General features: G+C 67.3%; 19 protein-coding genes, 1 tRNA gene and 1 pseudogene. 12 read left to right on the top strand and 9 right to left on the bottom strand.

Annotated features, from left to right (window positions below):
- Together COGEMETH_RS19805 and COGEMETH_RS19800 are read left to right on the top strand one after the other, a co-directional pair.
- Positions 1-874 (top strand): thiamine pyrophosphate-dependent enzyme (locus tag COGEMETH_RS19805; RefSeq protein ID WP_238184322.1); only part of this gene is annotated, 874 nt, incomplete at its 5' end.
- 85 nt (positions 875-959) lie between these two features.
- Positions 960-1,667 carry an alpha/beta hydrolase gene (locus COGEMETH_RS19800; protein WP_238184321.1) on the top strand — a complete coding sequence of 236 codons (708 nt, stop codon included), beginning with the start codon at positions 960-962 and terminating at the stop codon, positions 1,665-1,667.
- A 30-nt stretch (positions 1,668-1,697) separates the two neighbouring features.
- Here the strand turns inward: COGEMETH_RS19800 and COGEMETH_RS19795 are convergent, their stop codons facing one another.
- From COGEMETH_RS19795 to COGEMETH_RS19785, 3 genes are all read right to left on the bottom strand, one after another.
- Positions 1,698-2,906, bottom strand: coding sequence for an HPP family protein (locus COGEMETH_RS19795; protein ID WP_238184320.1), 1,209 nt, complete (start codon positions 2,904-2,906; stop codon positions 1,698-1,700).
- A gap of 142 nt (positions 2,907-3,048) precedes the next feature.
- Positions 3,049-4,299 carry a formyl-CoA transferase gene (gene frc / locus COGEMETH_RS19790; protein ID WP_238184319.1) on the bottom strand — a complete coding sequence of 417 codons (1,251 nt, stop codon included), beginning with the start codon at positions 4,297-4,299 and terminating at the stop codon, positions 3,049-3,051.
- 76 nt (positions 4,300-4,375) lie between these two features.
- The gene (locus COGEMETH_RS19785) at positions 4,376-4,819 is read right to left on the bottom strand and encodes a PAS domain S-box protein (protein WP_238184318.1); all 444 of its coding nucleotides are present in this window, start codon (positions 4,817-4,819) and stop codon (positions 4,376-4,378) included.
- Between the two features lie 522 nt (positions 4,820-5,341).
- Here COGEMETH_RS19785 and COGEMETH_RS19780 point away from each other — a divergent pair.
- The 3 genes from COGEMETH_RS19780 (at position 5,342) to COGEMETH_RS19770 (ending at position 8,589) form a co-directional block, all read left to right on the top strand.
- Positions 5,342-6,181: a bestrophin-like domain gene (locus COGEMETH_RS19780; RefSeq protein WP_238184317.1), complete on the top strand. Its 840-nt coding sequence runs from the start codon at positions 5,342-5,344 to the stop codon at positions 6,179-6,181.
- Between the two features lie 255 nt (positions 6,182-6,436).
- Positions 6,437-7,363 (top strand): alpha/beta hydrolase, encoded by a 927-nt coding sequence (locus tag COGEMETH_RS19775; protein WP_373875403.1) that lies wholly within the window; start codon positions 6,437-6,439, stop codon positions 7,361-7,363.
- Between the two features lie 86 nt (positions 7,364-7,449).
- The gene (locus COGEMETH_RS19770; protein WP_238184315.1) at positions 7,450-8,589 is read left to right on the top strand and encodes an OpgC family protein; all 1,140 of its coding nucleotides are present in this window, start codon (positions 7,450-7,452) and stop codon (positions 8,587-8,589) included.
- Between the two features lie 157 nt (positions 8,590-8,746).
- Here the strand turns inward: COGEMETH_RS19770 and COGEMETH_RS19765 are convergent.
- Together COGEMETH_RS19765 and COGEMETH_RS19760 are read right to left on the bottom strand one after the other, a co-directional pair.
- Positions 8,747-8,823 (bottom strand) — tRNA-Arg (locus tag COGEMETH_RS19765).
- 473 nt (positions 8,824-9,296) lie between these two features.
- A complete protein-coding gene (locus tag COGEMETH_RS19760) occupies positions 9,297-9,506 on the bottom strand; it encodes a hypothetical protein (protein WP_238184314.1) in 210 nt (69 codons plus the stop codon).
- 542 nt (positions 9,507-10,048) lie between these two features.
- Here COGEMETH_RS19760 and COGEMETH_RS19755 point away from each other — a divergent pair.
- From COGEMETH_RS19755 to COGEMETH_RS19745, 3 genes are all read left to right on the top strand, one after another.
- Positions 10,049-11,227, top strand: coding sequence for an efflux RND transporter periplasmic adaptor subunit (locus tag COGEMETH_RS19755; protein ID WP_238184313.1), 1,179 nt, complete (start codon positions 10,049-10,051; stop codon positions 11,225-11,227).
- A gap of 1 nt (position 11,228) precedes the next feature.
- A complete protein-coding gene (locus tag COGEMETH_RS19750; protein ID WP_238184312.1) occupies positions 11,229-14,375 on the top strand; it encodes an efflux RND transporter permease subunit in 3,147 nt (1,048 codons plus the stop codon).
- A gap of 341 nt (positions 14,376-14,716) precedes the next feature.
- The gene (locus COGEMETH_RS19745) at positions 14,717-15,634 is read left to right on the top strand and encodes a M91 family zinc metallopeptidase (protein WP_238184311.1); all 918 of its coding nucleotides are present in this window, start codon (positions 14,717-14,719) and stop codon (positions 15,632-15,634) included.
- Between the two features lie 295 nt (positions 15,635-15,929).
- Here COGEMETH_RS19745 and COGEMETH_RS19740 read toward each other — a convergent pair whose 3' ends face one another.
- Complete coding sequence (locus COGEMETH_RS19740) at positions 15,930-16,112, bottom strand: hypothetical protein (RefSeq protein ID WP_238184310.1); 183 nt, start codon at positions 16,110-16,112, stop codon at positions 15,930-15,932.
- A gap of 676 nt (positions 16,113-16,788) precedes the next feature.
- Here COGEMETH_RS19740 and COGEMETH_RS19735 point away from each other — a divergent pair.
- Genes COGEMETH_RS19735 through COGEMETH_RS19720 form a run of 4 tightly spaced genes read left to right on the top strand, consistent with a single transcriptional unit; the run spans position 16,789 to position 21,946 of the window.
- Entirely contained in the window at positions 16,789-17,727 is a 939-nt protein-coding gene (locus COGEMETH_RS19735; protein ID WP_238184309.1) for a hypothetical protein, read from the top strand.
- Positions 17,724-20,006 carry a glycosyltransferase gene (locus tag COGEMETH_RS19730; RefSeq protein WP_238184308.1) on the top strand — a complete coding sequence of 761 codons (2,283 nt, stop codon included), beginning with the start codon at positions 17,724-17,726 and terminating at the stop codon, positions 20,004-20,006. The genes COGEMETH_RS19735 and COGEMETH_RS19730 overlap by 4 nt, the downstream gene beginning before the upstream one ends.
- A 60-nt stretch (positions 20,007-20,066) precedes the next feature.
- The gene (locus COGEMETH_RS19725) at positions 20,067-21,143 is read left to right on the top strand and encodes a WcbI family polysaccharide biosynthesis putative acetyltransferase (protein ID WP_283215032.1); all 1,077 of its coding nucleotides are present in this window, start codon (positions 20,067-20,069) and stop codon (positions 21,141-21,143) included.
- A 53-nt stretch (positions 21,144-21,196) separates the two neighbouring features.
- Complete coding sequence (locus tag COGEMETH_RS19720; RefSeq protein ID WP_238184306.1) at positions 21,197-21,946, top strand: class I SAM-dependent methyltransferase; 750 nt, start codon at positions 21,197-21,199, stop codon at positions 21,944-21,946.
- 102 nt (positions 21,947-22,048) lie between these two features.
- Here the strand turns inward: COGEMETH_RS19720 and COGEMETH_RS19715 are convergent, their stop codons facing one another.
- The 3 genes and pseudogenes from COGEMETH_RS19715 to COGEMETH_RS19705 all read right to left on the bottom strand — a co-directional run.
- Positions 22,049-23,302 carry an extracellular catalytic domain type 1 short-chain-length polyhydroxyalkanoate depolymerase gene (locus COGEMETH_RS19715; RefSeq protein ID WP_238184305.1) on the bottom strand — a complete coding sequence of 418 codons (1,254 nt, stop codon included), beginning with the start codon at positions 23,300-23,302 and terminating at the stop codon, positions 22,049-22,051.
- A 79-nt stretch (positions 23,303-23,381) separates the two neighbouring features.
- Entirely contained in the window at positions 23,382-23,801 is a 420-nt protein-coding gene (locus tag COGEMETH_RS19710; protein WP_238184304.1) for a ribbon-helix-helix domain-containing protein, read from the bottom strand.
- A gap of 154 nt (positions 23,802-23,955) precedes the next feature.
- A pseudogene (locus COGEMETH_RS19705) lies at positions 23,956-25,206 on the bottom strand (hypothetical protein); the annotation flags it as partial.

Here is a 25,206-nt window from a genome sequence, read left to right as displayed (position 1 = left end):
CGCCCGCCTCAACTGGCTGCTGTCGCACGGCAAGGGCAAGACCTGGGGCGAGCCGGGCTCGAAGAAGTTCATCCAGATCGACATCGAGCCCAAGGAGATGGATTCGAACGTCGAGATCGTCGCGCCGCTCGTCGGCGATATCGGCTCCTGCGTTTCCGCCCTCCTCGACGGGATGGGCCCGGCCTGGCCGGCCCCGCCGTCCGACTGGATCGAGGCGATCAGGGCGCGCCGGGACGCCAACGTCGCCAAGATGGCCTCCAAGCTGATGAAGAACACGGCGCCGATGGACTTTCATTCCGCGCTCGGCGCCCTGCGCACCATCATCAAGGAGCGGCCGGACGCGATCCTCGTCAACGAGGGTGCCAACACCCTCGACCTCGCCCGCGGCATCATCGACATGTACCAGCCACGCAAGCGCCTGGACGTGGGCACCTGGGGCATCATGGGCATCGGCATGGGCTTTGCCGTGGCCGCCGCGGTCGAGACCGGCAAGCCGGTGCTCGCGGTCGAGGGCGACAGCGCCTTCGGCTTCTCCGGCATGGAGGTGGAGACGATCTGCCGCTACGATCTGCCGGTCTGCATCGTCGTCTTCAACAACAACGGCATCTATCGCGGCACCGACGTCAATCCGACCGGCGGCGCCGACGTGGCGCCCACGGTGTTCGTCAAGGATTCACGCTACGACAAGATGATGGAAGCCTTCGGCGGCGTCGGCGTCCACGTGACGACGCCCGACGAGTTGAGCCGTGCGGTCAACGAGGCGATGGATTCCGGCAGGCCGACGCTGGTCAACGCCGTGATCGACCCGGAAGCCGGCAGCGAGAGCGGCAACATCGGCAGCCTCAACCCGCAGAGCGCCCTCCGCAAGAAGTGAGCGGACCGCACCGGGCTCGCGCGAATGCGGGGAGGCGGATCACCGCCTCCCTCCCACCATGGCCCTGCGATCGTCCGAGGTGCCGATGAGCGGTGGCGTGATCGACCCGCAGTTGCTCGGCCGCCTCTCCTTCGCGCATCGCCTTCCGACGCAGGAGCCCCTGCCGCCCGGCCGGCACGCGCTCGGCCTCTTCCCTGAGCGGGACGCCGTTCTCGTCGTGCCGCCGGGCCTCGACGGGCGAAAGCCCGTGCCGCTGGTGGTGCTGTTCCACGGCGGCGGCGGCAGCGCGGACAAGATCCTGCCGATGTTGGAGCGGCACGCGGAAGGGCGCGGTTTCCTGCTGCTGGCCCCCCAATCCCTGTTCCCGACCTGGGACATCGTGATTGCCGGCAACGGGCCGGACCGGGAGCGGCTCGACGCGGCTTTGGCCGCGATCGCCGGGCGGTTCATGCTCGACCCGGCCCGCCTCGCCTTCGCCGGCCACTCGGACGGGGGCAGCTACACCCTCTCCCTCGGGCTCACCAACGGGCACCTCGTCACCCACCTGATCGTGTCCTCGGCGGGCTTCATGTCCGTGCAGGTCCAGGCCGGCGCGCCGCGCATCTTCCTCGCCCACGGCACCCGCGACGAGCAGATCCCGATCGAGCGCAGCGGGCGCATCCACGCCGCGCTCCTGCGGGAGGCCGGATACGACGTGACCTATGTCGAGTACGACGGCCCCCACGCCTACCAGCCGGCGGTGGTGGACCGGGCAGTCGATTTCCTTTTTCTGGACGAGCCGGCCGCCCTCTGACCGGCGGACCTCGGGCCCGCCGATCGGGAATCACGCCGGCGTGGCGACCGCGAGGGTCGTTCCGTCCGCATCGGCGCGCCCGGATGGGGCGGCGGCCCGTTCGGCCGCGTCCGCCAGCAGCGCGCCGATCAGGTCGCTCTGCGAGACGATGCCCACCAGCCGCTCGTCCGCTCCGACCACGGGGAGGTGGTGGAGGCCGTAATCCGACATCCGCACCACCACGTCGGCGATGGGGGTGTCGGGACGGACCGTCTGCAGCGCCGTCGTCATGATGTCCTCGACGCTGCCGTGGGGCGCGTGGCCTCGGCTGAGCGTCAGGCGAAGCCTTCGGCCGAGCCCGAGGCGGGGCCCGCGCCGGTCCCAGGCGGCCTTGTCCAGAAGGTCGGTCTGCGTGACGATGCCGAGCACCCGCGCGCCCTCGTCCGTCACCGGCAGCACCTTGACGTGGTGCCGGCGCAGCAGCTCCAGGGCCTGCCGCAGGGGCGTGTGGGGGCCGACCGCGACTACGTCGCGCGACATGATCTCGGCGCAGGTCGCCTGCCCGGAACGGCGGCGGAAGGCGTGGACCTGCGCCTGCCGCAGGATGGCTTCGAGGTCGCCGCGCCCGACGTCGAGGACCTGGTCGAAATCCTTCAGTGCCGCGTCGAGATCGGAGGCGGTCGGGCCTGCGCGGGTGGAGGGCACAGGGTCCCCGGTGCCGTGGGCGTTCGCGATGGCCTGCCGGTGCGGATAGGTCCGGCCGCTGAGGTTGTTGAACAGGAGCGCGACGACAAGCAGCAGCAGGGAGTTCGCCGCCACCGGCCACAGGACGAAGCCGTAGCCGAGGTCCCGGATCGCCGGTCCGCCGAGCACAGCCGTCAGGGCGACCGCGCCGCTCGGCGGGTGGAGGCAGCGCAGCGCCATCATCAGCGCGATCGCGCAGCCGATGGCCAGCGCCGCGGCCCAGAGCGGGTCCGGCACGGCCGCGGCCACGCTGACACCGACCAGGGCCGCCACGAGGTTGCCGCCCAGGATCGACCAGGGTTGGGCGAGCGGGCTGGCGGGGACCACGAACAGCAGCACGGCCGAGGCGCCCATCGGCGCGATCATGGCCGGCAGCGCCGCCTCGGCCCCGAGTGCGGCCCGGCTGATCAGCCCCGTCGCCAGGATTCCGATCAGGGCGCCTGCGGCCGAGCGGACGCGTTCCCGCAGGCTCAAGGGCGTCGGTTCCGGAACGAGACGGCGCAGATGCAGGCGCATCGTCGATACGGACCTCGAACCGGGGACGTGGGCAGGACGCGCGGAGGCGGCCTGTCCTGTCAAGACAAGGACACCGCCTCGCGATCCGTGCGGATCGGAGGCGGTGTCCGGTCTCAGGCCTTGGCCGCCGTGCGGGACGGGATCAGACCGCCGCCTCCTGGTGAAGCTCCTCGATCTGCTGCTCGGTGTAGCCGAGGTCGCGCAGGACTTCGTCCGTGTGCTCGCCCAGCAGCGGCGAGGACCTGATGTCGACCTGCATGTCCGAGAACTTGATCGGGCTTCCGACGGTGAGATACGAGCCGAGCTTCGGGTGCTGGACCTCGACCACGGTGCCGCTGGCGCGGAGCGACGGATCGACGGAGATCTCCTTCATGGAGAGGACCGGGGAGCAGGGGATGTCGAACTTGCGCAGGATGTCGACCGCCTCGAACTTGGTCTTGTCGGCGAGCCAGGTCTCGATCACCGCGAAGATGTCGAAGATCTTGTCCTGGCGGGCACGGGCGGTGTTGTAGGCCGGATCGTCGATCCACTCCTCGCGGCCGAGCACCTTGCAGATCGGGGCCCAGGCGTGGCCCTGGATCGTGAAGTAGATGTAGGCGTTCGGATCGGTCTCCCAGCCCTTGCACTTCAGCACCCAGCCCGGCTGGCCGCCGCCGCCCGCATTGCCGCCGCGGGGCACCACGTCGGTGAACTGGCCGTGCGGGTATTGCGGGTATTCTTCGAGGTAGCCGAGGGCATCGAGGCGCTGCTGGTCGCGCAGCTTGACGCGGCAGAGGTTGAGCACCGAATCCTGCATCGAGACGGCGACCTTCTGGCCCTTGCCGGTCTTGTTGCGCTGGTGCAGCGCCGTCAGGATGCCGATGGCCAGGTGCATGCCGGTGTTGGAATCACCCAGCGCTGCCGCGCTCACGGTCGGCGGCCCGTCCCAGAAGCCGGTGGTCGAGGCGGCGCCGCCCGCGCACTGGGCCACGTTCTCGTAGACCTTCAGGTCCTCGTAATGGTGGCCGTCGCTGAAGCCCTTCACCGAGGCCACGATCATGCCGGGGTTCAATTCGTTGATGCGGGGCCAGGAGAAGCCCATCCGGTCGAGGGCGCCGGGGCCGAAATTCTCGACCAGCACGTCGGATTCCTGGATCAGCTTCTCCAGCACCCGCTTGCCCTCGGGTTTCTTGGTGTCCAGCGTCAGGGAGCGCTTGTTGCTGTTGAGCATGGTGAAGTAGAGGGCGTCCGCGTCCTCGACGTGGCGAAGCTGGGTCCGGGTCACGTCGCCCGCACCCGGCCGCTCGACCTTGATCACGTCGGCGCCGAACCAGGCCAGGAGCTGCGTGCAGGCGGGACCGGCCTGGACGTGGGTGAAGTCGATGATCTTGATGCCTTCCAGCGGCTTGCTCATCTTGGACGTTCCTCTTTCGTTGTTGATTGGTTGACCGGCGATGACTGGAACGATGCTCGATCGTCCTCCGGAAACACTAGCTTCGCTCCGGCGGCGCGGCCCCGGCTTCGAGGTCCGACAGCCGTTGGCGCATCCGGCGTTCCTCGGCCCAGCGCGCGGTCTCGTCGCGGATCACCGCGGCGATGCCGGTCACCGCGCCGTCGCCGCCGTGGAGGAGCCCCACGGTGAAGGCGATCGACAGCGAACGGCCGTCCTTGTGCAGGGCGGGCACCCGCAGCACCTCGCTGCCGTAGCGGGTCACGCCCGTGCGCATCGTCTTGTGGTAGCCGTCCCAATGCCGCCGGCGATGGCGATCCGGCGTGATGAGATCGAGCTGCTGCCCGAGCGCCTCGGCCTGCGAGAAGCCGAAGATCCGCTCCGCGGCCGCGTTCCAGACGGTGATCGCGCCCTCCGCATCCGAGACCACGACGGCATCGCCCACAGCCGCGACGAGATCCGCAAAGTCGATTCCCTGAGACATCGGCGCGTCAATCGATCCGTCGAATGAGTGTCCTGATGGCATCGTGGTCGTCGCTGTTTAAACTTTATATTAGATCTATAGTAATACTGAAGGATTCAAATCACTATATTCGTTAAAATATAGAGACATAAATTTTTAAATATTGCAAACAATTGTAATGCCAAAACTATTACTTCGCACGGTTCGCTTGCAGCAGGATGTAGGCATAACGTCTGTGGAATGTGGTATGCCAAAAACATGTGATGGTCAAGGAGTCCTGGCTCGTCTCGATCCGGTGGTTCGCGTTGAGGGCCGTGCGCGGAGGCGGATCTCCGGACGGAGTGATGCGCACCGTCCGAGAGGTTCGTGGTCTGTCACACGACGCCCGTGGCGCGGTGACGGCCGGGGCAGGGCCCCCTGTCGTCGAGCGTCGTGCGAGGTGCACGTATGCCGGGACGTTCGGGCGGTCTGAAATTTATGAAGCGTTCGAACTCTTGAGCTAGCCCGATCCCTGGCGGCGGATTGCGCCGGGACCTGCGGGGGATGACCATGCTTTTGGGGCTATGGCTCGATCAGCCGATGTGGCTGATGATGGTCCTCATCGCGCTGCTCTTTCTGGCCATATCGCTTTTCATGGTTGCGATCAGCATGGTGCCGTTCACACGCCCGACGTTCCTGCGTGTCGTGGACGGTGTGGTGCCGGCCTTCTTCAGCTCGATCAGCATCATCCTCGCGCTGCTCACGGGATTCGTCGCCAACGATGCCTGGGAGCGCCAGAAGCAGGGGTCGCGCGTGGTCGAGAAGGAGCGTGCGAATCTGATCTCCGCCTTCGATCTCAGTATCGAGACGACCTCCAACATGGCCAACATTCGTCAGGCTCTCCTGGCCTATACCGACCTGGTCATCGCCGACGAGTGGCCGAAGATGGCCGATGGCGGCAAGAGTTCCGAGGCGGCCGGCGCGGCCTTGAGTGCGCTCATGCGGATCATCGCCGATCCCGTGCTGACCAGCGAAGCCGGGGCCGTCGCGCACACGGCGCTGATGAACGTTGCCATGACTCTGCGCGAGGCGCGGGGCGAACGTCTCGCCTTGAGCACCGCGAAAGAGGATGATTCGAAGTGGCTGACCCTGATCTTCCTCGCCGCCCTGACGCTCGTCTCGATCGGCATCGTCCATCCGGAGAGGCCGCGCGCCCAGATCCTGACGCTCTTCATCTTCTCGTCGGCGATGATCGTCACCTTGAGCGTCATCGCGCTCCATGAGCGACCGTTCGACGGTCCCCTGGCTATCGGACCGTCGGCGATCGAGCGGGCCAAGGCCGTGATGCTCTCGCGCCAAGCCCAGCAGACCGGAGCAACCGCCCAACCGATCGCCGAGCGATAGCCGGCCCACGATGCGCGGCGAAACGGACGGGCGGCAGATCGAAGACGATCGTCCGTTTCGCGGACTACGCGAGAATCGAGAGCTTGCCGAAGTCTGCTGGTCCGTCGAACAATAACAGAGGCGGCGTGCGTAGACACAAAATGGCCGACCGGCCAGCGCGGTCGATCTCGTCGGCCCGATGGAACGGATCGGCCGCGTGCGCTTTTGCATCCGCGAAGGACCGTCCGGAGAGCTTGCGTGGCGAACGACGTTTCCATGCCCGGTCGTCGCTCCGTCGTCATGGCCTTCGCCGCGCTTGCAGCCTCGCTTCCGAAAGTCCACGCGGCTGGGGGCCTTGCACGCCTCGCGCTATGGCCGGGTCGACCGCCGGGCGGCGGCGGACCGGAGGGCGCCCTGGTTCAAGACGACAGCGGCGCGGTATCGAACGTCTCCTCTCCCACGCTCGAAGTCTTCCTTCCGCAAAAGCCGAGCGGCGCGGCGGTTCTGGTCGCCGGCGGCGGGGGCTACAAGCGCATCGGTCTCATCAAGGAGGCGTATCCGGCCGCCTACTGGCTCGCGGCGCAGGGCATCACGGCCTTCGTCCTGACCTACCGGCTCCCGAGCGAGAACTGGAACGACGGCCCCGTCGTGTCGTTGCAGGACGGTCAGCGCGCCCTGCGCGTGATGCGTGCCAACGCCGACCGGTTCGGCATCGATCCCGCCCGCATCGGCGTCATGGGGTTCTCGGCCGGCGGCCATCTCTGCGGCATGACCGCGACCCGTTCGGCCTTCCGCTCCTACGCAGCCATCGACGCCGTGGACGAACTCTCCGCGCGTCCGGATTTCGCGGCGCTGATCTATCCGGTCGTCACCGTACAACCCCCCTTCGACACGACGAACACCCGCCGTTCCCTCGTCGGTGAGACGCCGACGCGAGAGGCGAGTGCGGCCTGGTCGCTCCAAACCCATGTCGGGGCGGATTGCCCGTCGATCTTTCTGGTGCAGGCCGACGACGATCCGATCGTCAGCCCCCAGCAAAGCCGCATCCTCGACGAGGCGTGCCGAGGTGCCAGGGTCATGGTGGAATATCATCGCTTTGCGGTCGGCGGGCACGGCTTCGGAATCGGCAACGCGGAAGCCTCGGTTGCCCTGTGGCCCCGCCTGTGCCGCCTATGGCTCACGAGCCTGTCGGTGATGCGCTGACCTGCGGCGATACCGTCTTGCCGGACGCCCCACCGTACCCTGCCCGGCAGGGTGTCGCCGACTCGACCGATCCGTCCCACGATCCCGTGACGGAGCCTCTGAACGCGGCCGGACCGGTGCCACCCGCCGACACGTCGCGCCGGCGCGACGCGCGCATCGACGTGCTCCGCGGCATCGCGCTGCTGATGATCTTCATCGATCATATCCCCGGCAACGCGCCGGCCCTCTTCACCCTGCACAATTTCGGGTTCTCCGACGCCGCCGAGATCTTCGTGCTGCTAGCCGGATACTCGGCCATGGCGGCCTATGGCGGCCTGTTCCAGCGTGCCGGCGCCGGACCGACCCTCGCGCGCATCGCGTGGCGCTGCCTGCGGATCTATCTCTACCAAGCGGGTCTCCTCCTGGCGACGCTGCTCATCGTGCGCGCCTGGATGGACTACACCCACCTCGTGCCGCGCTTCGGCGTGCGGCCGCTCCTCGACATGGGCCTGTTGCCCGGCCTCCTGCGCGGCCTCATGCTGAACGCCCTGCCGAACTACCTGGACATCCTGCCGCTCTACATCCTGCTGCTCGCCCTCTTCCCCCTCGTCTATCTCGGACTGCGACGGAGCGTCTGGGGCGTTCTCGCGCTGTCGGGCACGATCTGGCTCGCCGCGAACGTCGATCACACCATCAACCTTCCCAATGCGGCCGCGGTCGACGACGGCTGGTACTTCAACCCGTTCGCGTGGCAGTTCCTGTTCGTGATCGGGGCCGCCCTCAGTCTCGCGGTTCGCGCCCGCGGCGGCCTGCTCCCCCGGCATCCGATCCTCACGGCCGCGGCCTGGATCTACCTGGTCTGTGCCCTGCTGCAGGCCGCTCCCTGGGGGGAGTGGGGCCTCTGGGACTTGAGGCCCCTCGCGATGGCCGCCCCCGACAAGAGCCGCGTCGCGCCCCTGCGCCTCCTGCACATCCTCGCCCTGACGAGCTTGGTCTTCGCCTCGCCGGCTCTGCTACGGCTCTCCGGTCGCCGATGGCTGCACCCGTTCGACGCCTGCGGCCGGCACTCCCTGGAGATCTTCGCGGCCGGCTGCATGGCGGCCCTCACCGGCCGGATTCTCTACCGCACCCTCGGACCCGCCTGGCCACTCCAGGTGGCGGTCAATCTCGGCGGTCTCGCGCTGATGCTGGGACTCGGCCTCGCCCTCGACGCTCGAGAGCGCCGCCGCGGCCGCAGGTTGCGATAGGTGCCGGCGAGGCCTCCGAACCTCATGGGTCTGGATGTCGTCGCCCCTGCGCCAGGTGGACACCGAGGCAGTGGCCGCGGGTCGTCTAACATCAGCAATAATCGGCCAACCCGTTGATACACAACGGTTCCGCATCAAGTGCAAATTCCGTGAAGGGTGGCGCGCCCGAAAGGATTCGAACCTCTGACCCCCAGATTCGTAGTCTGGTGCTCTATCCAGCTGAGCTACGGGCGCCTGCGGACCCGACGGCTTGGAAGCCCGTCCGGTCGCGACGGGTGTCTAGAGGCTCTCCCCGATCTTGGCAAGCCCCGCTTCGCTGATGCCAGGGCTGGACGCTCGATTCGACGTCGACTTTTGCATGCACGGCTGTCGGCTCCAGGAAGGGCCAGAGGGTCGGCCTCTCGCATGGACTATTTCCGAGACCGGCTTCCGCCTGAGACGCGTCGCGGTCATGTCGGGAAATCGAAGATCCGCCGGTGTCCTGGCAAAAGACCCAACGCACAACCTGCCTATCGTCCACGTCGTCGGCGTCGGCTTCCAGACCGCTGTCCGGAAATCCGAGCTTCGCCTTGCCCTGTGGTACGGTCCCCCGCGGCGTCGTCGCGCCCGGAGGGAGGGTTCGCGGTGACCGGGAGGCTCGTGAGGCGCATGAAAGCCGTCCCGAGCAACGAGACCGTCGCGCTTCGGCGGCTGTGCCGATCTGAATGCTACCGCAGGGTCGAGGTCTCGCCGGGCCGCAAAGGCCGATCCTCCCCGTCCGCGCCGCCGAGGGAGACGTGAGAATTCAGTCGATCCAAGTGTTGGAAGACGTGCTCGAAGGCGCTGGTGACGGCCTGCTCGAAGGAGTCGTCGGTCTTGCCCATGGCGGTCTTCAGCCCGCTGATGAGAGCATGATGCTTCTCGGTGTCGTTCGACATGGCGTTCCTCCCGACCGGACAGGGGACCGGTGCATCGAGCCAAGCTTCCAGACCGGACGGCGGTTCCGCACCTGACGATACCGGAGCGTGATGGCTCCGGCCCGAGGGGGGTCGCCGGGTCGCCTTCCTCACTCCGGCGAAGCCGCAGCCGGGCCACCTCGTCCCATGCACCGCGGGCGCGCGCAGAGCATCTGCGGACGGGCCGACCGGCCCCCAAGCCGCACGCGCCTGCCGGGACCTCGCACCCATCCCAGCCGACCTGCGCGGCCGCCCAGTCCGATGCGTCCGTCATCGCCTGTGCACCGGCCGTCTGCACGCGAGTTCCGTCACGCGGCCAAGGCGTCCGGGACACCTTGGCACGTGCGGCGTCGACGCATCTGCTCCGGGAGCCTTTGCCGGAGGCGGGTGGGAAACATTTCGGACACGTGCGCCTGACAAGGGATTGTCGAGCCCTCCAGTCCGGGCGGCTCGCAGGGCACTGGGGTCGGCGGCGCGGATCGCGCGCCGTGATGGACGGAGTCCGATTCATGAAACGGGGACCGATGTCCCGCAAACGCGGCCGGCTCGTGCTGCTCGGGCTCGTTCTGGTGGGCTGGGCCGGCTACGTCGCGTGGGCGAAGGAGCACGCGGCTGCCCCCGTCGCCGCGTCGGCGGCCGCACCGGCGCCGGTCCCGGTGGTGCTGGCGGCCGTCGAGAAGGGCCCGTTCGACGAGGTGCTCGGCAGCCTCGGCACGGTCCAGGCCTTCAACACCGTGCAGGTCCGGACGCGGGTCGACGGCGAGATCCAGGCGGTCGCCTTCAAGGAGGGGCAGACGGTCGCCAAGGGTGACGTCCTCGTGCAGGTCGATCCGCGGCCCTACCAGGCGAGCTTCGACCAGGCGAGGGCGAAGAAGACCCAGGACGAATCGACCCTCAAGAACGCCAGGGCCGATCTCGAGCGCTACACCAAGCTCGGCGACTACGCCTCGCGCCAGCAGACGGACACCCAATCCGCGACCGTCAACTCCCTGACCGCGCAGGTCGCCTCGGACCAGGCTGCGATCGACAACGCGCAGACGCAACTGGGCTACGCCACGATCCGCGCGCCCTTCGACGGGGTGGCGGGCTTCCGGCAGGTGGACGTCGGCAACATCGTCAACGCCTCCGCCCAGACCGCGATCGTCACGATCACCCAGGTCGAGCCGATCTTCGTGGTTCTGACGGCGCCCGAAGATCAGCTGCGCGAGATCACCGCGGCGCTGGCGAAGGGCACGGTCCCCGTCGAGGCCTGGAGCACCGACGGGCAGGCCAAGCTCTCGGAAGGGCGCCTCGCGCTGATCAACAACCAAGTCGACACCGCCACCGGCACGATCCGCCTCAAGGCCGTGTTCGCGAACACGGACCATGCGCTCTGGCCCGGGCTGTCGGTGTCGACCCGTATGCGCGTCGGCATCGTCGCGGACGCGCTGACGGTGCCGGACGACGCGGTCCAGCACGGCCCCGAGGGCCTCTACGCCTTCGTCGTGGATGCGGCCGACACGGCGCATCCGCGACCGGTAAAGGTCGGCCGCTCGGGCCTCGGGCGGACGCGGGTGCTGAGCGGGCTCACGCCCGGCGAGCAGGTGATCGTCGCCGGACAGGCACGGGTGCTGCCCGGCGCGCGGGTGGTGGACAAGGCGCCGGAGGCGGCCAAGCGGATCGGGATGACGCAGCCGTCCGACGCCGCCGCCGGGGTCCATTGAGATGAAGGCCGGCATCTCGGGCTATTTCATCCGCTACCCGGTCGCGACCACGCTGATCATGGTCGGCATCCTGTTCCTGGGGGCCGTCGCCTATCCGCTGCTGGGCGTCGCGCCGCTGCCGCAGGTGGACTTCCCGACGATCCAGGTGACGGCCCAGCTGCCCGGCGCCAGCCCGGAAACGATGGCCTCGTCCGTGGCCCAGCCCCTGGAGCGCCAGTTCTCACAGATCCCCGGCGTCGCGCAGATGACCTCGACGAGTTCCCTGGGGATCTCGGCGGTGACGGTGCAGTTCGACCTCAACCGCAACATCGACGGCGCGGCCAACGACATTCAGGCCGCCATCAACGCCGCCGGCGGCCAGCTTCCGAAGAACCTGCCGAGCCCGCCGACCTACCGCAAGGTCAACCCGGCCGACTCGCCGATCCTGCTGCTCTCGGCGGTCTCCGACACCCTGCCGGTCACCGAGGTGGACGACGCGGTCGACATCCAGCTCGCCCAGCGCATCAGCCAGATCTCCGGCGTCGCGCAGGTGACGATCGGCGGCCAGCAGAAGCCGGCGGTGCGCATCCAGGTCGACCCGGCCAAGCTCGTCGCCAAGAACCTGTCCCTGGAGGACGTGCGCACCCAGCTCTCGCTGACGACGGTCAACAACCCGAAGGGCAGCTTCGACGGGGCGACCCGCAGCTACACCATCTACGCCAACGACCAGCTCACCGCGGCCAAGGACTGGAACGAGGTCATCGTCGCCTACAGCAACGGCGCGCCCTTGCGGGTGCGCGACATCGGCACGGCGGTGGCGGGCGCCGAGGACACCAAGCAGGCCGGCTGGGCCAACGGCAAACGCGGGGTCTTCCTCGTCGTGTTCAAGCAGCCCGGCGCCAACGTCATCGACACCGTCGACCGGATCAAGGCGCAATTGCCGAAGCTCACCGCTGCGCTTCCGGCGGGCATCAAGGTCGAGATCCTGAGCGACCGCACGCAGACGATCCGCGCCTCGGTCGAGGACGTGCAGTTCACGCTTCTGCTCACCATCGCCCTGGTGGTGGCGGTGATCTTCGTGTTCCTGCGCAGCGTCTGGGCGACGATCATCCCGAGCGTCACCGTCCCGCTGGCGCTGCTCGGCGCCTGCGCCCTGATGTGGCTCGCCGGCTATACCCTGGACAACCTGTCGCTGATGGCCCTGACGATCGCGGTCGGCTTCGTCGTGGACGACGCCATCGTCGTGCTGGAGAACATCAGCCGCTACGTCGAGGAAGGCATGAGCCCCCACGACGCGTCGCTCAAGGGGGCGGGCGAGGTCAGCTTCACCATCGTCTCGATCAGCATTTCGCTCATCGCCGTGCTGATCCCGCTGCTCCTGATGGGCGGCATCATCGGGCGGCTGTTCCGTGAATTCGCCGTCGTCCTGTCGATGACGATCGCGGTCTCGGCCTTCGTCTCCCTCTCCCTGACCCCGATGATGGCCTCGCGCTTCCTCAAGCCTCACGATGCCGAGCGCCACGGCCGGCTCTACCGCTTCAGCGAGCGCTGCTTCGAGGCGCTGCTTTCGGCCTACGCGCACGCCCTCGACGTGGCGCTCCGCTTCCGCTTCGTCACGCTGCTGACCTTCTTCGCGACGCTGGCGCTGACGGTCTACCTGTTCGTCGTCATCCCCAAAGGCTTCTTCCCGCAGCAGGATACCGGCCTGATCGTCGGCATCACGGAGGCCGGCCAGGACATCTCGTTCCGGGCGATGACGCGCGCGCAGGCTGAGGCGGGGGCGATCATCCAGGCGGACCCGGCGGTCGCCACCGTGGCCATGGTGGTGGGCGGCAACGGACAGGCCCTGAATTCCGGACGGATGTTCATCACCCTCAAGCTGCGCGACGAGCGCGACGTGAACGCCTTCCAGATCATCGGCCGGCTGCGGCCGAAGCTGAACGGCCTGATCGGGATGAAGGTCTTCCTTCAGGCGCAGCAGGACGTGCGCACGGGCGGGCGCACCAACCGCACCCAGTTCGAATATACCCTCCAGGACCCGGACCTCTCGGAGCTCAACGCCTGGGCGCCGCGCATCCTCGACCGGATGAAGACGCTCCCCGAATTGCGCGACGTCGCCACCGACCAGCAGACCAGCGGCACGACGCTGACCCTGAGCATCAACCGCGACGCCGCCTCGCGCTTCGGCATCACGCCGCAGCTCATCGACGACACGCTCTACGATGCCCTGGGACAGCGCCAGATCGCCCAGTACTTCACCCAGCTCAACAGCTACCACGTGATCCTGGAGGTACTCCCCGCGCTCCAGGGCTCGCCGGACAGCCTGCAGAACATCTACGTCAAGGCCCCCAACGGCGGCGGGCAGGTGCCGCTCGCCGCCTTCGCGACCTGGACCACCGCCCCCGTGCGGCCCCTCGCGATCAACCACCAGGGCCAGTTCCCGGCGGTGACGATCAGCTTCAACCTCGCGCCGGACGTAGCGCTCGGACAGGCGACCGCGGCGATCGAGCGGGCCAACCGCGACCTGCAGGTGCCGGCCACGCTCTCGACCGGGTTCCAGGGCACGGCGCAGGCGTTCCAGCAATCGCTGAGCACCGTGCCGCTGCTGATCCTGGCCGCCTTGTTCGTGGTCTACCTGATCCTCGGCGTGCTCTACGAGAGCTTCGTCCACCCGATCACCATCCTCTCGACACTGCCCTCGGCCGGCGTCGGTGCGCTCGCGGTGCTCTTATGGTTCGGCTACGACTTCAGCCTGATCGCCCTGATCGGGATCATCCTGCTGATCGGCATCGTGAAGAAGAACGGCATCATGCTGGTCGACTTCGCGATCGTGGCCGAGCGCGAGGACAACCTGCCGCCGGAAGAGGCGATCCGGCGCGCGGCCCTGCTGCGGTTCCGCCCGATCCTCATGACGACCATGGCGGCCCTGCTCGGCGGCGTCCCGCTGATGATCGCCAGCGGCACGGGCTCGGAGATCCGCCAGCCTCTCGGCTACGCCATGGTCGGCGGCCTCGCGGTCAGCCAGATCCTGACGCTGTTCACGACCCCGGTGATCTACATCTACCTCGACCGGCTGGCCCACCGCTTCTCGGCCAAGGCTCCCGCCGCGACCGAGACGACGGAGGCCGAGGCGACACCGCGGCCACCCATGTTGCGGGCCGCCGAGTAGCGCGATTCCGGGCTCGCCGTTACCGATCCGAAAGCGATCGGGATCGGCGCCTGACCACCGGCAGGGCGGTGCGACCGACATCGACCATACGTTTCATCGGGTCACGCTACCGAAATGTCGAAGCTCGGTAGCCAGGCAAGAACATCGGATCGTCATGCCGTAGACAAGGTTGCCGTCGATCCATACTGCTGCGTATCTCACCGTACATCGATTATTCTATAAATTTTTCTGCTAGCTGAATTGCCTCTGACGCTGTCTGAAGACTTGATTGATTCGGAGCACCTTCGTACGACTTGTGCGCCGGTCAATTTCCATGGCGGCAGGATCACTGAGGTGGGGCCATGTCAACCGACGATGACTGGAAAGCCCTCGTCGCGGCCGATATTCGCAAGGCGTTGCCGAGTGCGACTGCGGAACAGGTGCTCGTTTCCCGCGGGACGGCGTACGGGAACAGCGTGAAGATCAATACGCCATGGTTTCCGACATGGCTGAAGAAGAACGACCCTCATCGAAGACGGTCGCTTACGGCGAGTGTGGCGGACTTTCAGCAGCGGCGGCAGGAATTTCACGACATCATAGCCGACCTCCTGTCGCAGATCGCCCTCTACGACATCGGCAATGCCCTGTTTCACGAACTGGATGCCACACCGAACATCGTGACGATCTGGCCCTACGGGTTGTATCACGACGACGCGAACGCGACGGCCGGCGTCACGCACAAGGACCGGCCGGCCGCGACCCGGCCTGGCTTCCCGATCGATCCCGGCATGCGTTCGTCCATTCTGGGCACCGGTGCGGGTGCCGACGCCATGGTGCATATCAGTCCCAACCAGTGGGATCGGTCCGGTCCTTCAGGGCCCGGTTCGAGGCCGGACGAGATCCTCTTCCACGAACTCGTGCACGCCTCGCGGCAGATGCGCGGTCGCGCCTACGGCATGCCCGTCAACGCGGGCTACGATAACGAGGAAGAATACATCTCCGTCGTGCTCAGCAATATTTATCTCTCACACAAGCGGCAGACGGTCTTCCGGGCCAACCATCACGGCTTCCATCCGCTGCCGCAGCCCGAGAGGTTTCTCGACAACGTGCAGAAGGTGAACCTGCCGCCTGAGGAACTGATCGAGCGGCTCCGGCACACGACACTGCCCTTCTACTATGCAATCATGCGCATTCCGGACGAGACCGCCTGGTTCAACCCGGTCCGAGACTACGAACGGGCGCGGTTCCAAGCCCTGTCCTGGGACCCGAACGCGGCGTGAAGCCTGCGCGCCGGCACTCCGGCAAGCGCCCCCGAGCCCGATCCGGAATTCCATGCGCTGAGGGACTACTTCGGCGCGAGCGCGCAGGCGGGTTCGGAGGCTCGACCCGGGACGCCGACTGGAGGTAGGCCACCATCCCGCCGCCTGATACACCGAACCCGGCGATGAACCACTCTCGCTTGGCGGATCAACCAAACCGGTATCGTTGTCCGGCGTCGCTCGGAAGCTTTCGCAGGGGCAGACCGCTTCGCTCGCGAGACTGGCGGTCGGCATCTGCACGCACTGGACCGTCTTCTTACCACATCTCGTGGCATCCGGCCTTATCCACGAAGTAGTAGCCTGCGGCGACGGGATCGGCGAGGTGGACCGGGTAGGAGGTCGCGATGCTATGCACGAGATGGCTGGCCGTCTCGGAATACGGCACGTCGACCGCCAAAGTCTTCACGTCGATCCGCTCGGTTCCGTGGAGGTCTCTCACAGAGAGTGCATATGTTTCCCACCTCCTACTACTCCGGGTTGCATAGCCTGCGACTGCGTATTTCAACCGCAGAGCGAATCTGTCCGTTATAATGCAACTTGAAGATGGTTTGCGGGGCCTGAACTCATGGCTTCGAGTTTTATGGGCATGGTGTAGGCAGCCACCCCAGACGAGCGCGCCGTCAGTCGGTCGGTCTCTCGAAGTAAGCTGCCTTCAAGCGCTCTATTAGGTCGAATATAAGATTATCTTCCATCTCACTCAGATATTTAGTGAGACGAAACGCAATTTTTCGAACTATAAAGTCCTAGTCATAGTCACTAAAATTTTGACATATCGATCGATATCAGGCCGTTGTTCGAGTTTATATTAATAAGCAAAAACAGAAAACTCAGTAATAAGCGCAATGAAGTCTATATGTCTGAGGGGGCCGGAGGGCTACCTCGTAAATCGCCGCCGCCGCCAAGGGCAGGCTGCCCGCGCAAGAAGCCCCGGCCAAGCTGCCACATATGTGAACCGACAGGGACACCCTGGACCGGGCGATTTACAACTGGTAGCACAACCTGCGATAGAAATTTACGATTCGTCAGCGCCGGCTCGGAGGGCCGGCCCCGAGGATACGGCTCGGCGCTGACGAGGCGCTTGTGAAGATTTGCCACCGAGGCTGAGGTTTCACACGATGTCGAAGGCTATTCTGTATCGTAACGACGATCAGAACGATCGAAAGAAATCCGCCCTCGTCTATCGAAACGTCGAGGCGGCTCTGTCGCGGATGGCGCGGGCCGAGGGACGTGAACTGCGGCCCAACTTCTCGCTCGACGGGGTTTGCCGGCCGCGCAAGGGCACGGCCTATGCGAGTGCTCACAGCGTCGTTTCGATCGGCCTCACGGCGCACGAGCGCCTCGCCAACATCGTCAAGACAAGCCTGATCTATCTCGATCCCCATCCCTCCCGTGCCACGCAGGACCGCGACATCACGCGGCTGATCACCTGCGCCGGGACCGGGCGGACGACGTCGCGCGTGAGCCTGCTCGGCCAGCGGGCACGGCAGGTCTCGACCTTCCTGCCGAAAGCCGAAGCCCGGCTCTACGATCTACCGCCGGTCGATCTGTCCGGCGAGCCCTCTCGCCCAGGCGACACGCCGCGTCTGACGATCGTCAACCATCTCGACGACGACCGGCTCGCGCGAACGATCACTGCGCGGTTTCTCGATACCGGTACGTTCTTCATCGAATGCGTCGGACTCGACGGTGAGCCGCACAATTGCGTGCGCTATCTCCGCGACGACGAAGTCAGCGACTTCACGTCGAGCATCCACATCCATATCGGCGGGCAGGCCGACGATAGCGAGCGCCTCCGGATCTGGGACAGCTGGCAGAGCCGCATTCCAGTTCTGTGCTTCGATTATGCGCCAGGGGACCCGCAGGGCGGCTGGCCTGCCGACCTGCGGGACCGCCACAACGTCCTGTCCTGCAACTCTTACGGTGAGGCCTGCGAGTTTCTGTCGTTGCTTCTCGATACACCCAACCTGTATCGCCAGCTTGCCGACAACGGGCGCGCGTCGGCGGCACCCGCCGCGCGATCCTGGGACAGTCTCGCGAGAGATCTCGTCGCATGACGCTGCGGATCGGCTGGCTCACCCCGTTCAACAATCGAACCGGCGTCGGCACCTTCAGCAAGGCCGTGACCGATGCGATGCCCGAGGCCTATGACGGCCGGCACATCGACCTGACGATCATCACAGCGCTGGTCGACGGCCTGTATCCCAGTCGCCACCGCGTCATCGACATCGCATCGGCCCGGACGAACAGCCGGTTCTATGACCTTTTCGACATCCTGGTGTTCAACATCGGCAACAACGAGGAGCATCATCAGCAGATCTTCGAGGTCATGCGCAACTACCCGGGCGTGGTGATATGCCACGACTATGTCTACCAGCATTTCCTGGCTCGAATGGTCGATGCCCGTGACAGCGGATTTGCCGACTACGTGGCGCTGTTCGCACGCTACGGCACGCCGGACGCGTTACGGCGGATTCGCCAGTCGAACATCACGCAGGCGGGCGGATTGCGCTACGGGGTCTGGGACTCGGACTTCAGTGCCTCCGAGCCGTTGGGCGCCCCGCTGATCCAGCTCGGCTCGGCTCTCGTCGTACACTCGGCCTATGCCGAGGCCTACGTCGCACCCCGGTTCGAGGGGCCGGTGCTGCGCCTCGGCATGCCGCACGACCAGCGCACGCCGTGCGCCGGGCGGACCCATTCGGCCGGTACGGATCGTCGGCGAACGATCGTGTCGTTCGGACACGTGCAGCCGACCAAGTGCATCGACGACATCCTTCTGGCCATCGCCGGCGCGCCGCGGCTGCGCGACGAGATCGTCTACGTGATCTCGGGGTTCTCCGGCAGCACCGCCTATCTCGACCGCCTGCGCGGCCTCATCCACGAACATGCGCTCGATCGATGCGTCCGCTTCGCCCTCGATCTGACCGACGCGGAACTGGGGACGCTGAGTTCGGAGGCTGACGCCTTCGTCAATCTGCGCTATCCCAACACCGAGGGGGCGTCCGTCTCGCTGATCGAGCAACTCGTGACGGGCAAACCCGTCATGGTGTTCGATACCGGCTGCTACGCCGAGATCCCGGATGACGCCGTCGTCAAGGTCTCGCGACCGCGCGACATCGATGCGATCGCCGTGTCGATGGTGCGCCTCCTCGGCGACCGCGAGGCCTTGGCCGCGATCGGCGCCCGTGGCCGCGCCCACGCGATGCGCACCGATTGCCGGGGCTACGCGGCAGGCCTCCTCGACTTCCTCGCGCGCGAGGAGGTCTTGCTGCGGCGGCGCGCGGCCGCGCATGCGAGTTGCCTCATCGACCTCGAGGCGCCCGCCGGTATCGAGGATGCGGTCGACGATGCCTGGGCCGAGGCCCTGGCAACGGCGCGGGCGACCTTCGACCTGCTCGAACAGAGCCGGCTCGCCCTCGATCCCATGTTGATCAGGAGCCTCGGCCCCGAGCGGATCGTCGACTACGTCCAGGCGGCAATCCTGCGGCAGGGCACGAACCAGCGGCTCACCGCATCCCTGCAGGCCTATTTTCGCCCGGCGCGAGACGCCTATCGGCAGGCGCGAACCCTCCAGATCGTCCATGACGCGGCCGTTCTCGCAGAGCCGGACGCGGTATCGTGCCTTCCCGATGTGGTACCCCACGGCGATCTCAGCTTCTGGGAGGTCGTGGCGGCCTTGGGCGCCAACACGCTGGCGCTCGTCGCTCACCACGCCTTCTTCGAAAGTCTGCCCGCGCACGTCCAGGCAGCGGCCGAGCATCCGAAGCCGGCCGATAGCCTGCTTTGGCGCCTTCGCCTGGCGGATGCCCTCGAGCAACGCGACGTGGAGGACCGGACGACCAAGGCCGAATGTCTCGAGACCTTCACTGCCTGGCTTCGGCAACGGGCCGCATGGGAGGCCGAGACGATGCTCGACCCGCTGCCGGTCGGGCAGAAGGTCGTCATGGGGTCCGCCAACCAGAAGCGCTTCGTGCGCATGATCGGCTTCTGCGACGCGGACAGCCGGCACCCTTGGACCGGGCCGGAACTCGCTCTGGTCTACCTCTCGCCGACCCCGGCGGCCACGCGGATAACGCTGTTCGGACATATGCTCCACGAGGGCGTCTCCGTGACGATCACCGCCGTCTCGGACGCCGCCCCCCTCAAGGCCGTGGAGAGGGCTCACAACGGCGGGAACGCGTTCGAGATCGCCTTACCGAGGACGCCCGCCGCCGCGTCCACGCCGACGCTCTGCCTGACGATCCAAAGCACGGGATGTTCGTCGCCGGCCGCTCTGACCGGGTCGCAGGATACGCGGCTCCTGGGCTTCATGCTTCACGAGGTGGCAATCCATTGAAATCCTCGGGAGAGGCGATCGCAGGCGTCCCGGGACGACCATGAGAAAGAGGCACGTGCCGTGAGGTTGCTCGTCTACGGAGGCTGTCACGCGCTCATCATCAAGCGCCTGATCGACGAGTTGGGGCCGCAGGGCCGCCACGAGGTCGATCTGCTGATCAATTTCCAGGTCGTCGCGTCCGGCAAGCCGTTCCCTTACGAACGCCTGCGAGATTACGACGCCGTCATCTACTCGCCGATCCAGAACAAGGGTGATTACAACACGGTCTTTCTCGATGCGGCTTGTGCGGAGGCCGGTGTCTCGACGATCCGCTTCCCCTGGCTCGAATGGCACGGTCATGCGCCCGGTGCCGACAAAGGCCGGTTCTGGGGGCACCACGGCTGGTACTTCCCGGACCTGATCGACCTGAGCCGGCAGTTCTGGGACCTCGACGCGTTCTCGCGTCACGCCCGAGCGGAGTTCCCTTCCGAGGACGGCATCAGACAGGTCTTCGCCTACTCGACACGCAAACTCATCGCACAGGAGGAGCACTTCGACTGCGAAGTCCGTGTCTCCGACTTCATACTCGACGGCTTCCGCGACCGGCGGATGTTCCTGATCCCCGATCATCCCACGCTGCTGCTCTACCGCCATGTGGTCGAGGCGATCGAGCGCCTCGTCGGGACGCGCCTCGTCGCATCCTGGCCGACCGATCTTCCCGAACTCCAGCCGGAGGAGCGCACGCCGATCCTGCCGCGTGTCGCCGCCGAGACCGGGTTGACGTTCTCCGACGGCTCCTGGCGCTCCGAGACTCAACCGCTCGCCGCGATGGACCTCGACGCCTTCCTGGCCCTCCACTTCCACGCCGGGCGTCGTGCCAACCAACTGGCCGATGAAACGGCCGCACCGGTGCTCGCCACGGCGACCCGTTCGACCTGGGCCGGCTCGGTTCGGCGCGGCCCGGACGTTCCGGGTCCGGCCTTCGTGCCGATCTTCACGCAGGTGATGATGCATCGCCAGCCCCCCGCGGAAGGCGGAACGCATTTCATCGGTGAGGTCCTCACGATGCTCACCGAACATCCGGCGCTGGAAGCGGCACAACGCTGCCTCAACGGCCGGTACCAGTTCCGCAACGACGATTGGGTCTTCAGATCATGAACAGCGAGATCGCGCGCAGAGCGCAGCCGAACTGGGCAAGCTCCCGAGCGCCGGTGAGCCGGGACGACTGCTTCTTCTATCACACCATCGACTTGGCGGACGGGACGACCGCCGAGGGCCACTGGGACCTGCGCGGGCGCTATGCCGACTATACCGGCCATATCGACCTGACGGACGCCCGCGTTCTCGATGTCGGCGCCGCCTCGGGCTTTCTCAGCTTCTCCGCGGAAGCGGCAGGCGCACGCGAGGTCGTCTCGTTCGATCTCGACACCGCTGCCCGCCAGCACCTGCTGCCGTTCCGGGGCAGCCCCTACGTCACGGATCACGCCGCCTGGGTGGAGGCACAGACCAAAGCCTTCGACACGTGGAAGAATGCCTACTGGTTCACGCACCGCAATCTCGGTTCGCGGGCGCGGGCGATCTACGGCGACGTCTACGACCTGCCTGAGGGCATCGGCAGCTTCGACGTCGTGATCCTGGGGGCGATCCTGGAGCACCTCGGCGACCCGATCCGTGCGATCGGTTCGGTTGCGACGGTCGCGTCGCGTCGCATCGTCATCAACACCGACATCATCCCGGGTGAGGAACCTCTCGCGCGCTTCAACGGCGATGCCGCCCATCCCGAACGAAGCTACATCTTCTGGACGTACACGCTGGAGACCTACCGGCGAATCCTGGCGATCTGCGACTTCGAGATCGAGACGGTTCGGGACGACACGTACCGTGCCTTCTCGCCGCTCGCCGTCGATGACGGCTGGCGCCTCGTACCGCGCACGACCATCGTCGCCCGCCGCGTGGGCTGAGTGTCGCCCCGCGCCGATGCTCGATGTCGGTGTCCGGGACCTCCCGCCGCATCGAACGCGGCGGGAGCAGGCTTCCGAAGCCCGCTCCCCGGGTCCGAGCCCTCAGTGACGGGCTGCTCCGGCCGCGTTGGTGTGCGCCATGAAGAACCGGGTCATCTCCCGGCTCGCATCCGGCCCGCGCGGATCGGTGAAGGACCCCCTGGGATCGCCGCCCGACCAGGCATGCCCGGCCCCGTGCAGCACCCATTGTTCCAGGACGGTGCGGCCTGACGCGTCCGTCCGGACGGTCCGGGTGTAGGCGACGCCGTCCGGTGTCCGGTCCTGTGTCACGGCCTGCGTGAGGCCCGGCCCGGAGGGTCCCTGCGCGGCGACCTGATCGCCGTTGGCGGAATCGACCGTGCGGTCGTCGTCGCCGTGGAACACGATGGTCGGGACGGCGTGCCGCCGTCCCCCCGCCGCGGCCACGCCGTTGCCCTTCATGGCAGCAAAAGCCGAAGGCACGTCCCGCGCCGCCCCGCAGGCGAGCCCCGAATGAACGCCCACCGCCGCGAACAGGTCGGGGTAGGTCGCCGCCAGGATCGCGGCCGCCGCCCCGCCGGCCGAAAGGCCCGCGGCGTAGACCCGGCTCGGATCGGCCGAGAACTCTTCGATGACCTGCCGGGTGATGCCGGCGATCAGGGCGGGCTCGCCGCCCTCGCGCTGCTGGTCCCCGGGCTCGTACCAGTTCCAGCACCGCTGCATGTTGGCCGAACGGGGTTGGCCGGGATACACCGCCAGGAAGGTCTGCTCCTCGGCCACCGCGTTCATCCGCGTGCCGACGGCGAAGTCGTCCGGACCTTGCGTGCAACCGTGCAGCATCACGACGACCGGCAGCGCCTGTCCGGAATAGCCGCTCGGGACGTAGACCTTGTAGCTGCGGCTCCCGACAGCGCTCGCGAACGTGCGTTCCTCGAAGCGTGCGCCCTCCGGAATCCGAACCGGCGCGGGCGGCGTACCGCCCAGGCCCGCCCCGAGACCGGCCTTCGCCAGCGAGTCCTGGATCGTCCGCATCACGTTGCCGGCGATGTCCCCCTGTGGTCCGGTGAAGGGATGCCCATCCGGAGCGTTCCCGTCGGTGTTCGGCGCCGTCCAGGCCCCGTCCTGGGCCGATGGCGCGACCATGTCGATGACCGCGGCATCGGTCGTGGTCGCCGCATCCGCTTCCGCCCGGTTTCGGCGCGCCTCGGCCCATGCTGCGTAGGCAGCGGCCTGCCGGTCCTTGAGTCGGGCCATCGCCTCCATCACCCGCGCGGCGCGGGTCGTGTCGTCCTTCGGAAACGAGAATTTCGGAAACGCCATCTTCGGGAAGCGGCTCATCGGACATGATCCTGCAAGGCGGAGCGTTGACGGTGCGGGATGCACGGCCTTCTCCGCGGGTAGACGTGACGACGACGGGTCAGTTGGTACGGTCGGCGAGCGCCGCCTTGACCGCGGGGCTCGCCTGGAACGCACCCAGCACCTCGACGGAGGCGATCGCCGCGCGGGCGAGTTCCGGGGTTACGTTCAGGGCGATGCTGGCCAGGCCCAGCACCTGGATGTGGATCGGCGTCCCGGAATCCCGGGCGGCCTCCAGGGTTTGCCGTGTGTAGTGGGACAGGCCGAGCCGCAACTGCTTGCGGACGACGGATTGCTTTACCGCGTCCCCCTGCCGCTCGATCTGGTTGCGCACCGCCGTGCGGATGAAGTCGGCCCGGTTGGCATAGAAGCCGTCGCGGACCAGAAGGTCGATGTGCCCGAGGTCCACGAACCCGAGGTTGACGGTCAGCTTCTCGCTGTCCGGCAGCTTGGGCCGTTGTTCGTGTAAGTCGCGGGTCATCTCTAAACCATCCCAGAGCCATCCGACTGGATGGTTCTGAGATGGTCTGTTCGGCTTCGGACGCAAGGGCGGGCGTGACGATTCCGCTCGCGCGAACAGGTCGGTCGACGGTGACGGGGTTCCGCACCGCTCCGGCGGGCCGGGATCGTCCGGTTCAGGGCGCAGACCCGCTCCGATGGTCGCTCATGGCCGCCGGAGCACCGGTGATGTCGTCCATGACGAGCTGGTTCAGGGCGCAGATGAACGAGGACAGCCGGTAGCCGTCGTGGCGCGAGAGGGCGTTGTCGAAGGCGCGCACGTTCCAGAACGGGTCGTTGGGCCGTGTGATCGGCGCGATGCCGGTGAGTTGCAGGCCGTGCTGGAAGCGTGCCGCCGGGCCGCCCTCGCCGGGGCGCGCCGGATCGGCCGGTGCGAGGTCGCCGCTGTCCCAGAAGGCACCGCGCCGGTCGGCACGCGCCAGCCGCGCGCGGGTCAGCCAGTGGTCGGAGCGCGGGCAGTCGATCCGGGCATCGGCGAGGGAGGCGTAGGGGTGGTGTCGCTCCAGGCCTGGCGCGTCGAGGCCGAGGAGTTCGTGGGTGGTGCCGAAGGGGGCGGCGGAAGGCTGGGCATCCGCGAGCACGCCGGCGGCCGGCCGCGGCGGGTCGAGGTTGCCGATCGTGTGCGATTCCTCCCGCAGGGTGTTCTGGAACGGGAAGGTGGCCGCGAGCAGCGACAGGGTGCGCAGGGGCAGCGTCATGAGCCCGGCGGCCAAGCCCGCGGGCGGCGGGGGCGTGCAGCTCTCGCCGCGGGGCAGGCGGCCCTCGAAGCGGGCGGCGGCCCTGTCGAGGTAGCCCGCGGCCGGGCGGAAGTCGAACTTGAAGGTCGGGAACAGGTCGTGGGTCGCCCAGTCGTAGTCGACGCCTGCATCGAACATCCGGTCGGTGGCAGCCAACCGGCCTCGGATTCGACCGCGCGCGGCCGCGAAGGAATCGTCGGCATTGAGCCCGATCCAGGCGCAGTCGCCGGGCCGCAGGCCGCCCGCCGGGAAGGCGAGGGCCGCCGTCACCGACATCATCACCGGCCGCTGCTCGGGCGGGAAGTAGCCGTCGCCGCGGGCGACCTCGGAGGCGGGGGTGTGCACGTCCGGGTATTCGGCGAGGTGGGTCCAGACCTCGCGCTGGATCGCGGTCCACTTGCTCGCCTCCGAGGCCGGGTTGATCAGCACCACGAGGTTGCCGAGCACGGGCGGCAGCGTCTCCCCGAACCGGTGGCGGCGCACGGCCTTGACCACGTCGTCCTTGAGGCCGGTCGCGAGCATGTTGCCGCCGAGGCTGTGGCCGGCCACGATCAGCCGGTTGTGCGCCCCCGGCGCGCTCAGCGTGCCCTCGATCGCGCCGGCCGCGATATCGGCCCTGCGCACGATCGA

This window comes from Methylobacterium trifolii, assembly GCF_022179685.1.
GTDB classification, from domain to species: Bacteria; Pseudomonadota; Alphaproteobacteria; order Rhizobiales; family Beijerinckiaceae; genus Methylobacterium; species Methylobacterium trifolii.
This window is presented reverse-complemented; position numbering and strand designations above follow the sequence as displayed.